Here is a 10,010-nt window from a genome sequence, read left to right on the forward strand (position 1 = left end):
CTTCAGAGACCTTCGCCGCCCCCCCCCCCCCCCCCCCCCCCCCCCCCCCCGCCCCCCCCCCCCCCCCCCCCCCCCCCCCCCCCCCCCCCCCCCCCGCGTGCTGTGCGGCCGCCGCGCTCCGTCCGCTCCCCCGGTGGGCCGCGAGCACCCCGGCGGCCAGCAGGGACTGCGCGGCGACGTAGGTGAGCATCACCCAGAAGTCGGGGACGGGGAGTTGGGGCCATCCGGCGATGCCCGTGGCGATGAGGGCGTCGGAGGCCAGGAAGAGCACTCCGCCCGCCGCCGCGTACGGCCCGAGCGCCCGTGCCCGCCAGGCCGTCGCGGTGAGCAGCAGGCTGTAGCCGGCCAGCGGGACGCGCAGCTCCGCCGGGAGGTCCGGCTGGATCAGGGCGAGGAATACGCCGAGGACGAGGGCGTATCCGAGCGCGGTGGCCAGCGGCGCGCGGACCCGGCCGCGGGCGGACAGCGCCAGGTAGCAGACGTGTCCGGCGGCGAAGGAGCCCATGCCGAGCAGGAAGGCCCAGTCGGCGTCGACGAGCAGGAGGACGTCGCCGCTCCAGCCGAACAGCAGCGCCGCGACGAGCGGCCGGGGCCCGCCGCGCAGGGCCGCGTACCCCGCGAGCAGCGGCATGAGCAGCGGTTTGGCGACGAGGTGGGCGGACTCGGACCCGGCGAGGAGCCCGGCCAGATCGGCGGCCGCGGCCAGGAGGAAGGCGATGAGCACCGGGCGGGCGAAGCGCTCGGCCGGGCGGGGCGCGGGGGTGCTCACCGAGCGCGCTCCGGCGCGGACGCGGACACGGGCGCGCTGGGCGCGGGCGCGGCGGACGGGGGCGTGGCGGGGGCGGGTTGCCAGCCGGGCCCCCGGAAGATCCGCCCGGCCCGCTCGCTCCAGGTGGAGGCGGCCCGGACGTCGCGGGCGATGGCGGCGTACTCGTGGGTCGCCACGCGCAGCGGGTTGTGGGTGGAGATGTTCTTGGTGAGCCCGTAGACGGGCCGTTCGGTCTCCGGCGCGAAGGACTGGAACACGCGGTCCCAGACGATGAGGATTCCGCCGTAGTTGCGGTCCAGGTAGCCGCCCTGCGACGCGTGGTGGACGCGGTGGTGGGAGGGGGTGTTGAGGACGTACTCGAAGGGGCGGGGGAGCTTGCCCACCCGCTCGGTGTGCACCCAGAACTGGTAGACGAGGTTGGCCGACTGGCAGAACGCGAGCGCCGCCGGGTGCACCCCGCAGGCGATCAGCGGCAGGTAGAAGGGCCAGACGGTCACGGAGGTCCAGGGCTGGCGGAGCGCGGTGGTGAGGTTGAACTTGCGGCTGGAGTGGTGGACCACGTGGCAGGCCCACAGGATGCGGACGACGTGGTGGCCCCGGTGGGACCAGTAGTAGAGGAAGTCCTGGGCGAGGAGCATCAGCGGGACGGTCCACCACAGCACCGGGACCCGCATCGGCGTCAACTCGTACACCGCGGTGTAGATCGCCAGGACGGGCAGCTTCCACAGCAGGTCGAAGCCGAGGCTGCCGAGGCCCATGGTGATGCTGGTGGCCGCGTCCCTGGCCTCGTACCCGGCGGCGTCCTCGTCCGGGCGGAGGCGGTAGCTGACCATCTCGATCACGGTGAGCAGCACGAAGGCCGGTATCGACCACAGCACGACGTCGGGCAGGTTGGGCTCCATGCGAGCACCGTAGGGCCGCCGGAGGAGCGAGGGCTAGACGTTGTTACCCACAAGTATGCGAGACCCTGCGTCAACAGCCCCTGGCGCCTTCCCCCCGATCGACCGCGGCCCCCGTGCGCACCGGGGCCGCGGCGTACGGGAACGCCCCCGCACAGCGGTCGGATGGGGGACTGTCAGTCGTGCCCCGTATTGTCTGTGACCATGCTCGACGACCGCCAGACCGCCGCACCGTGGCCGACCGCCTACCCCCGGGGGTACGCGGTCGTCGACGTGGAGACCACCGGGCTCGCCCGCGACGACCGGATAGTGTCCGCCGCCGTCTACCGGCTGGACGCCCTGGGCGAGGTCGAGGACCACTGGTACACGCTGGTCAATCCGGAGCGCGACCCCGGCCCCGTCTGGATCCACGGGCTGACGAGCGACGTCCTGGAGGGCGCGCCGCTCTTCCCCGACGTGGCCGCCGAGTTGTCGCGGCGGCTCGCGGACCGGGTGCTCGTCGCGCACAACGCGGCCTTCGACTGGTCGATGATCGCGCGGGAGTACGCGCGGGCCTCGGTGGTCGCCCCCGTCGAGCAGCGGCTCTGCACGATCGCGCTCGCCAAGGAGCTGCGGCTGCCGCTGCCCAACCACAAGCTGGCCTCGCTCGCCGCGCACTTCGGCGTGGAGCAGCGGCGGGCCCACCACGCCCTGGACGACGCCCGCGTGCTGGCCGAGGCGTTCCGGCCGAGCCTGCACGCGGCGGCGCGGAGCGGGGTGCGGCTGCCCCTGCTGGAGTGCCGCCCGCTGACCGAGTGGTCCGACTCCCCCGTCGCCCCGCGCGTCGGGTATCAGCCCTCCCGTCAGCAGAACGGCTGGCGGCCCTCGCGCAAGCGCCCGGCGTGCCCGTATCCCAATCCGGGGCGGTACGAGAAGGAGAAGCCGCTGAAGCAGGGGATGCGGGTGGCCTTCTCCGGGGACACCTCGATCGACCGGGAGCTGCTGGAGGACCGGGCGGTGGAGGCCGGGCTGCACGTGGCGACCGGCGTCTCCAGGCTCACCAGCCTGCTGGTCACCAACGACCCGGACGCGGCCACGTCCAAGACGCAGAAGGCGAAGGCGTTCGGCACGCCGATCCTGGAGGAGAGCGCCTTCACCCATCTGCTGCGCGACGTGGCCCCCGCCGACCCCGTCCACGGGGCGCCGCTGCCGCGGCAGCAGTCCGCGCCGTCATCGGAGTGAACCGGGCACGACGCGCCCCACGGCCGCTCGCCCGCGCCCGCCGGGCGTCCCACCCTGTGGCGCATGGCACGTTGTGAGGTCTGCGGAAACGACTACGGCATGTCCTTCGAGGTCCATGCCCAGGGTGCGGTGCACGTCTTCGACTGCTTCGCGTGCGCCATCCACCGCATGGCGCCGATCTGCGAGCACTGCCGGGTCCAGGTGATCGGGCAGGGCGTGGAGGTCCAGGGGCACTGGTACTGCGGCGCCCACTGCGCCCGCTCCGAGGGAAAGGCGGGCATCGTGGACAAACTCTGACAAGGCATCCCGTAGCCGGGTTCTCCCGGCGCCACCCCTGAGTGCCGCACCCCATGGCCCCGGTTGTACGGTCATGGGGTGTACCGCTTCCTGTTGACCCGGCAGTGGGTGATCCTCACCCTCCTCGCCCTCGTGTTGATCCCGACGATGATCGAGCTGGGTTTCTGGCAGTTGCACCGGCACCAGCACCGGGTCGCCCAGAACGACCTGATCGCGCGGAACCTCGACGCGGAGCCGGTCCCGGTCACCGACCTCGCCTCCCCCGGCCGCACCGTGCCGCGCGCGGACTACTGGCGGGAGGTCACCGCGACCGGCACGTTCGACGCCGAGCACGAGGTGGTCGTCCGCCGCCGGACCTCGCAGGACGACCGGATCGGCGTCCACGTGCTGACCCCGCTCGACCTCGCGGGCGGCGGCACCGTCCTGGTCAACCGGGGCTGGGTCCCCGCCGCGCCGAACCAGACGGCCTACCCCGACGTGCCGCCCGCCCCCCGCGGCGAGGTGACCGTCACCGGCCGCCTCAAGGCGGACGAGACGACCGGCAGCAGCGGCATCAAGGACCTGGCGGGGCTGCCCGACCGGCAGGTGATGCTGATCAACAGCGAGCAGCAGGCGCGACTGCTCGGCCGCGAGGTCCTCGGCGGGTACGTCGAGCAGACCGCGCCGACGCCCTCGGGCGACCTGCCCCAGCAGATCGCCGCCCCGGACGACGGCTCGATCGGGCCGCACATGGCGTACGCCCTCCAGTGGTGGCTCTTCGCCGCCGCGGTCCCGGTCGGCTGGGCCATCCTCGTACGCCGGGAGAAGCGCGACCGCGAGCAGGCCGCCGCCGAGGGCGCGCCGGCCGACGCCTCGGAGCAGCCGGAGCCGGCGAGCGCCTGAGGCGTGCGGCACACCGCCTGTTCCGCTTAACCGGGGCCCGGTTCGGGAACACGCCAGAGCGTGACTCCACGTATCGAGGACTACGCCCTGATCGGCGATCTCCAGACGGCCGCGCTCGTCGGCCGGAACGGCTCCGTCGACTGGCTCTGCCTGCCCCGCTTCGACTCCGCGGCCTGCTTCGCCGCCCTGCTCGGCACCGACGAGAACGGCCACTGGCGCATCGCCCCCAAGGGCGCGGCCGCCTCCGAGACCTGCGCCCGGCGCGGGTACGCGGGCGACTCGCTGGTCCTGGAGACGTACTGGGAGACCCGGACCGGCACGGTGAAGGTCATCGACTTCATGCCGCACCGCGACGCCTCGCCGGACCTCATGCGGATCGTCGAGGGCGTCAGCGGCAGCGTCGACATGAGCTCCGTCCTGCGGCTGCGCTTCGACTTCGGTTCGGTGGTGCCCTGGGTGCGCCGGTCGCACGGCCACCGGGTGGCGGTCGCGGGGCCGGACTCGGTCTGGCTGCGCAGCGAACCGCCGGTCAAGACGTGGGGCCAGCAGTTCAGCACCTGCTCCTCGTTCACCGTCGCCGAGGGCGAGAGCGTCGCCTTCGTCCTGACCTGGCACCCGTCGCACGCGCCGCGTCCGAAACTGGTCGACCCGCACAAGGCGCTCAAGCACACGCTGCACGACTGGGCCGAGTGGAGCGAGCGCTGCACCTACACGGGCCCGTACCGCGAGGCCGTGCTGCGCTCGCTGATCACGCTGAAGGCCCTGACGTTCGCCCCGACGGGCGGCATCGTGGCCGCCCCGACCACCTCCCTGCCGGAGGAGATCGGCGGCGTACGGAACTGGGACTACCGCTTCTGCTGGCTGCGGGACGCCACCCTCACCCTCGGGGCGCTGCTCTCGGCCGGCTATCTGGACGAGGCCGCGGCCTGGCGCGACTGGCTGCTGCGGGCCGTCGCCGGGGACCCGGCCGACCTCCAGATCATGTACGGGCTGTCCGGCGAGCGCAGGCTCCCGGAGGCGGAGCTGGACTGGCTCGCCGGGTACGAGAACTCCCGGCCCGTGCGCACCGGCAACGCCGCGGTCGGCCAGCGCCAGCTCGACGTCTACGGCGAGGTCATCGACGCGCTCCGGCTCGCCCGCGTCGCGGGGCTGGACGACAAGCCGCACGCCTGGAAGCTCCAGCTCAGCCTGCTCGGCTTCCTGGAGTCGACCTGGCGCGAGCCGGACGAGGGGCTGTGGGAGATCCGCGGCCCCCGCCGCCACTTCGTGCACTCCAAGGTGATGGCCTGGGTCGCCGCCGACCGCGCGGTGCGCTCCCTGGAGGAGGACCCCGAGCTGCCCGGCGACGCGGACCGCTGGCGGGCGATGCGCGACGCCGTGCACGCCGAGGTGTGCGAGAAGGGGTACGACCCCGAGCGGAACACGTTCACCCAGTCCTACGGCTCGCGGGAGCTGGACGCCGCCACCCTGCTGATCGTGCGCACCGGGTTCCTGCCGCCGGACGACCCGCGCGTGATCGGCACGGTCGACGCGGTCCGCGACGAGCTGGGCCGCGACGGCCTGGTGCGCCGCTACAGCACCGAGGGCGTGTCCGTCGACGGGCTGCCGGGCGACGAGGGGACGTTCGTCGTCTGCTCGTTCTGGCTGGTCGACGCGTTGCACCGGACGGGCCGGCCGCAGGAGGCGCGGGCGCTGTTCGAACGGCTGCTGGAGCTCCGCAACGACCTGGGGCTGCTGGCCGAGGAGTACGACGTCGCGGCCGGGCGGCAGTTGGGCAACTTCCCGCAGGCTTTCAGCCATATCGGACTGGTCAACTCGGCGGTCGACCTGGCCGGTCCGGACGCGGCAGGATAGGGGCCATGGATCTGGGACTGAAGGACCGTGTGTACATCGTCACCGGCGCGACCCGAGGGCTCGGCAACGCCACGGCGCGGGCCCTGGCCGCCGACGGCGCCAAGGTGGTCATCAGCGGCCGGGACGCGGCGAGCGCCGCGGAGGCCGCCGCCGAGCTGGGCCCCGACGCCGTCGGCCTGGCCGCCGACAACGCCGACCCGAGCGCCGCCCAGCGCCTGGTCGACGCGGCGCGGGAGCACTTCGGACGGCTCGACGGCATCCTCGTCAGCGTCGGCGGTCCGGCCCCCGGCTTCCTCGCGGACAACACGGACGACCAGTGGCAGACGGCGTTCGAGACGGTCTTCCTGGGAGCGGTGCGGTTGGCCCGCACGGCCGCCGCGGCGCTCGGCGAGGGCGGCGTGATCGGTCTCGTGCTCTCCGGATCGGTCCACGAGCCCATCAAGGGGCTGACCATCTCCAACGGCCTGCGCCCCGGCCTGGCCGGTTTCGCCAAGTCGCTCGCCGACGAGCTGGGCCCGCGCGGCATCCGGGTCCTCGGGGTGCTGCCCGGCCGCATCGACACCGACCGCCTGCGCGAGCTGGACGCCCTGTCCGGCGACGCCGAGGCCGCCCGCACCGCCAACGAGGCGCGCATCCCGCTGCGTCGCTACGGCCGGCCGGAGGAGTTCGGCCGGACGGCGGCCTTCCTGCTCTCGCCCGCCGCCTCCTACCTGACCGGGGTCATGGTCCCCATCGACGGCGGGTCGCGACGCGGCTTCTGAACCGGCCGGCCCCGCCGCGTCCACGGGCCGTCAGGCGACCCGCTCGGCGCGGCGCTTGACGGCCTGGAGGCGGACCTCGGCGGGCAGTTCGTCCAGTCCGGCCGACTTACGGGCGTGCGCGAGCGCCCCGTCCGCCACCGCGTCCAGCGTCTTCAGCGGCGAGGCGTGCGGTTCCAGCCGCAGCCGGAGCCGGGCTCGGGGCGCGGTCCGGCGGCCGGTCAGGGCGGCGTGTGCGCGGGAGACGCCGTCCAGCCCGCCCGCCTCCCCGGCGAGCACGCTCTCCAGCGCGCGCCCGCGCACCCGCGCACCCTCGCCGTCGCCGCTGTCGACCAGCACCTCGGAGAGCCGGCCGCGGCGCGGTTGCGCCAGGAGCCACCACAGGGCCAGGACCACCAGGACGGCCAGGACCGCGATCACGGTCGGCCACCACCAGCCCTCGTCCCGCCAGCGCCCCCGGTCGGCGTCGCTGAGCAGCACGTCGCGTCTGCCGTCCCAGGGCCACCAGGACGGCACCGACGCGCCGAGGCCGGCGGCGAGGACGGCCCCGCCGCCGGCGACCAGCAGCAGACCGGCCAGGGCCAGCAGGACCCGGTTGACGGTGGTGCGCATACGGCTCATCCCTTCTTCGCCGGACGGCGCACCTGGAGGGCGAGGGCGGGCGGCTTCGCCAGTCCCAGCTCCTTGATCCCCTCCCCCAGCGCGGCGTCCAGATCGGTCCGTACGTCGTCGAGTTCCCGGAAGTGCGACAGGGCGCGCACCTTCGCCCGGCGGCGCCCCACCCGGACCCGCACCGACTGCACCCCGGCCACCCCCACGGCGCGGTCCCGCAGGGCCGTCGCGGCGGCGGACCGGCCCAGGGCCGCCCGTACGCCGGCGCGGTCGCGGCGCATCGGCAGCAGGTCGCGCAGTCCGGGGGTGAGGGCCAGCAGCAGCAGCCAGAGGCCGAGCGCCGCCGCCACCCCGGCCCCGACGAGCACGAGGGTGTCGTCCAGGCGCCGTTCGGCCAGACCGTCGGCGAGGGAGCGCCGCCACCGCATGGCGGAGCGCCCGGCCCGTACGGCGGCGACGTCGTAGAGCAGCAGCCCGGTCGCGCCCAGGAGCACCAGGGCCAGCAGGGCGGCGGACACGCGGCGCGCGGACCAGAACCGGCCGGCACGGCCGCCGCCCTGCTCCAGGGTCGGGACGGGCTCGCGCGCGCCGGCGGGCGTGTCCGGTCCGCCTTCGCCGTTCCGGCCCGCCGGGGGCAGCCGGCGGGAGGAGCCGGTCGGTTCGCCGGATCGGGTCATCGCAGCCTCCCCTTCGCACCGGCGGCCGCCTCCGCGCGGTGCAACCGCTCGACCTGTACGGCCACTTCGGGCACCTCCATGCCGACCAGCGCGGTGACCCGCTGGGCGACCCTGCGCCGTACGGCCCCGCACTGGCGGCCGATGTCGCAGGGGTAGCCCAGCTCCAGGGTGACCCGCACCCGCGCGGCGTCGCGGTGCACGGTGACCGTGGCGCGGGGCGGCGCCCCGTCCTCGGGCGGTTCGTCGACCGCCTCCTTCGCCGCCCGCGCGGCGATCTTGGCGACGACCCGGTCGGCGATCCGGGTCTCGCCCCGTTCGGCGGCGGCGACGCGCCCGGTCACCGCCGTCACCGTCGCCGGTCGCCGCGCTCGCGACTCCGGAAGAAGTCGCCCGGTTCCAGGTCGCCGTCGGCGAAGCGGCCGGCGACGAAGCCGATCGCGCCCAGCGCGGCCACCAGGACGAAGGCCCCGAACCCGCCGAAGTACCCGGCGAAACCGAGTGCCATGCCGGCCAACAGACCGGCCACAGCCATGCTCATCGTGTCTCCTCAACTGCCTGTCGACATCGACTGGGAACGGGGCCCTACTGGACGCGCTGGCCGCCCTCCTCCTCGTCGTCGTCCTCGTCGGGCAGCTTGACGTCGCTGACCGCGATGTTGACCTCGACCACCTCGAGGCCGGTCATGCGCTCCACCGCTCCGACGACGTTCTCGCGCACGTCGCGCGCCACGTCGGTGATGGACACGCCGTAGTCGACGACGATCTCCAGGTCGAGGGCCGTCTGCTCCTCGCCGACCTCGGCCTTCACCCCGCGGGTGACGGACTTGCCGCCGCCGGGGACCCGGTCGCGGACCGCGCCGAACGTCCGCGACAGGCCGCTGCCCATCGCGTGGACGCCGGACACGTCGCGTGCGGCCATTCCGGCGATCTTCTCGACGACGCCGTCGGCGATGGTGGTGCGTCCGCGGGAGCCGGCGTCGCCGCCGCGCCGGTTCAGGGCCTTGTCTCCGGAGTGGCTGTCGGGGTTGCTGCGCTGGGGGTTCTCGGTCATCGCCGCTCTTCCCTTCGGGGGCAGGGGGGACTTCCTTGCCCACGTTAAGTGCGCTTGCCCGGTCCCGCGCCGTGGATACGGCAGGCTGGGGTGATGACGACGGCAGGGGGCCCGCAGAGGGCCGACGGATGGACGGCCGCGGTACGGCAGCGGCTCGGACTGGGCAGGCTGCTGCCGCTGGGCGGCCCGGCGGACGGCGCGTGGATCGCGGAGACGGCGGCCGCCTCCGTGCTGCGCCGGGCCGCGACCGCCCCCGGAACGGTGCTGGGGACGCTGCGGATCGGCTCGGCGCGGGAGGCGGCGGACCCGGTGGCGGCAGGGGGCGACGGGCTCACGCCGGCCCCGCCGAGCGCGCTGCCGCCCGGACCGCTGCGGATCGAGGCGGAGTTCGCGGCCGGGACGGACCGGCCGCTGCCCGACGCGGCGGCGGCGCTGCGCGCGGCGCTGGTCGAGGCGGCCTCCGCCCGGCTGGGCCTGGAGGTCTCGGAGGTGGACCTGCGGGTCACCGCCCTGCTCGGCGAGGACGCCTCCGACCGGCCGGCGGCAGTACCCCGGCGGGGTGCGTCCGGTCAGGTGACGGCGGCGGCTCCGGGGGTCCCCGACGCGGCGGAGGACGCGGTGGCGGCGGCCGCCGCGGGGGCGCCGGGCGTCGTCGCCCTCACCCGCGTCCTGGGCAGCGCGGTGCACACCGCCCCGGACCACGTGCGGATCGAGGTGGCGGCGGCCGGCGACCGGCGGGCCCTGGACGTGGCCCGGTCGGTGCGCACGGCGGTGTCGGCGGCCACCGGCGGGCGGCTGCCGGTGTCGGTGCTGGTCACGGAGGTGGTGGAGCCGGACTCCGGCCCCTGGGGGGGGGGGGGGGGGGGGGGGGGGGGGGAGAGCGGGGGGGGGGGGGGGGGGGGGGGGGGGGGGGGCTCCCCCCCCCCCCCTCGGGGTGAGCTGCCCATCGGAAAAAGGGAGGGAGAAGAGGGAGGGGGAGGGGGGCGGGTGG

12 protein-coding genes and 1 pseudogene are annotated in these 10,010 nt (G+C 75.1%); 6 read left to right on the forward strand and 7 right to left on the reverse strand.

The window, feature by feature from the left end; all coding sequences use genetic code 11:
• Positions 1-769, reverse strand: a 769-nt coding sequence (locus ACZ6EJ_RS27345) for a lysoplasmalogenase (protein ID WP_469270833.1), incomplete at its 3' end; no start/stop codon positions are given.
• Positions 766-1,671, reverse strand: a complete 906-nt coding sequence (locus ACZ6EJ_RS27350; RefSeq protein ID WP_469270835.1) for a sterol desaturase family protein — start codon at positions 1,669-1,671, stop codon at positions 766-768. The genes ACZ6EJ_RS27345 and ACZ6EJ_RS27350, both read right to left, overlap by 4 nt.
• Positions 1,672-1,866: 195 nt before the next feature.
• Between ACZ6EJ_RS27350 and ACZ6EJ_RS27355 the strand changes: the two genes are divergently transcribed.
• The 5 genes from ACZ6EJ_RS27355 (at position 1,867) to ACZ6EJ_RS27375 (ending at position 6,683) form a co-directional block, all read left to right on the forward strand.
• Positions 1,867-2,889 carry a DEDDh family exonuclease gene (locus tag ACZ6EJ_RS27355; RefSeq protein ID WP_469270836.1) on the forward strand — a complete coding sequence of 341 codons (1,023 nt, stop codon included), beginning with the start codon at positions 1,867-1,869 and terminating at the stop codon, positions 2,887-2,889.
• Positions 2,890-2,952: 63 nt separating this feature from the next.
• The gene (locus ACZ6EJ_RS27360) at positions 2,953-3,186 is read left to right on the forward strand and encodes a hypothetical protein (RefSeq protein ID WP_469270838.1); all 234 of its coding nucleotides are present in this window, start codon (positions 2,953-2,955) and stop codon (positions 3,184-3,186) included.
• Between the two features lie 78 nt (positions 3,187-3,264).
• The gene (locus tag ACZ6EJ_RS27365) at positions 3,265-4,068 is read left to right on the forward strand and encodes an SURF1 family cytochrome oxidase biogenesis protein (protein ID WP_469270840.1); all 804 of its coding nucleotides are present in this window, start codon (positions 3,265-3,267) and stop codon (positions 4,066-4,068) included.
• Between the two features lie 60 nt (positions 4,069-4,128).
• Entirely contained in the window at positions 4,129-5,922 is a 1,794-nt protein-coding gene (locus tag ACZ6EJ_RS27370; protein WP_469270841.1) for a glycoside hydrolase family 15 protein, read from the forward strand.
• 5 nt (positions 5,923-5,927) lie between these two features.
• On the forward strand, positions 5,928-6,683 hold the full coding sequence (locus tag ACZ6EJ_RS27375; protein WP_469270842.1) for an SDR family oxidoreductase: 756 nt from the start codon (positions 5,928-5,930) through the stop codon (positions 6,681-6,683).
• A gap of 30 nt (positions 6,684-6,713) precedes the next feature.
• Here ACZ6EJ_RS27375 and amaP read toward each other — a convergent pair whose 3' ends face one another.
• From amaP to ACZ6EJ_RS27400, 5 genes are read right to left on the reverse strand one after another with little or no spacing between them, the layout of a single operon-like run.
• Positions 6,714-7,292 (reverse strand): alkaline shock response membrane anchor protein AmaP, encoded by a 579-nt coding sequence (amaP, locus tag ACZ6EJ_RS27380; protein WP_469270844.1) that lies wholly within the window; start codon positions 7,290-7,292, stop codon positions 6,714-6,716.
• A gap of 5 nt (positions 7,293-7,297) precedes the next feature.
• On the reverse strand, positions 7,298-7,969 hold the full coding sequence (locus ACZ6EJ_RS27385) for a DUF6286 domain-containing protein (RefSeq protein ID WP_469270846.1): 672 nt from the start codon (positions 7,967-7,969) through the stop codon (positions 7,298-7,300).
• Positions 7,966-8,319, reverse strand: coding sequence for an Asp23/Gls24 family envelope stress response protein (locus tag ACZ6EJ_RS27390; protein ID WP_469270848.1), 354 nt, complete (start codon positions 8,317-8,319; stop codon positions 7,966-7,968). Before ACZ6EJ_RS27390 ends, ACZ6EJ_RS27385 begins: the two co-directional genes overlap by 4 nt.
• Positions 8,316-8,507: a hypothetical protein gene (locus ACZ6EJ_RS27395; protein WP_469270849.1), complete on the reverse strand. Its 192-nt coding sequence runs from the start codon at positions 8,505-8,507 to the stop codon at positions 8,316-8,318. The genes ACZ6EJ_RS27390 and ACZ6EJ_RS27395 overlap by 4 nt, the downstream gene beginning before the upstream one ends.
• A 44-nt stretch (positions 8,508-8,551) precedes the next feature.
• The gene (locus tag ACZ6EJ_RS27400; protein ID WP_469270850.1) at positions 8,552-9,019 is read right to left on the reverse strand and encodes an Asp23/Gls24 family envelope stress response protein; all 468 of its coding nucleotides are present in this window, start codon (positions 9,017-9,019) and stop codon (positions 8,552-8,554) included.
• Between the two features lie 93 nt (positions 9,020-9,112).
• Between ACZ6EJ_RS27400 and ACZ6EJ_RS27405 the strand changes: the two are divergent.
• Positions 9,113-9,856 (forward strand): annotated as a pseudogene (locus ACZ6EJ_RS27405) (hypothetical protein); the annotation flags it as partial.
• Positions 9,857-10,010 lie beyond the last annotated feature (154 nt).

The sequence above is a fragment of the Streptomyces sp. NPDC041970 genome, from assembly GCF_055588985.1.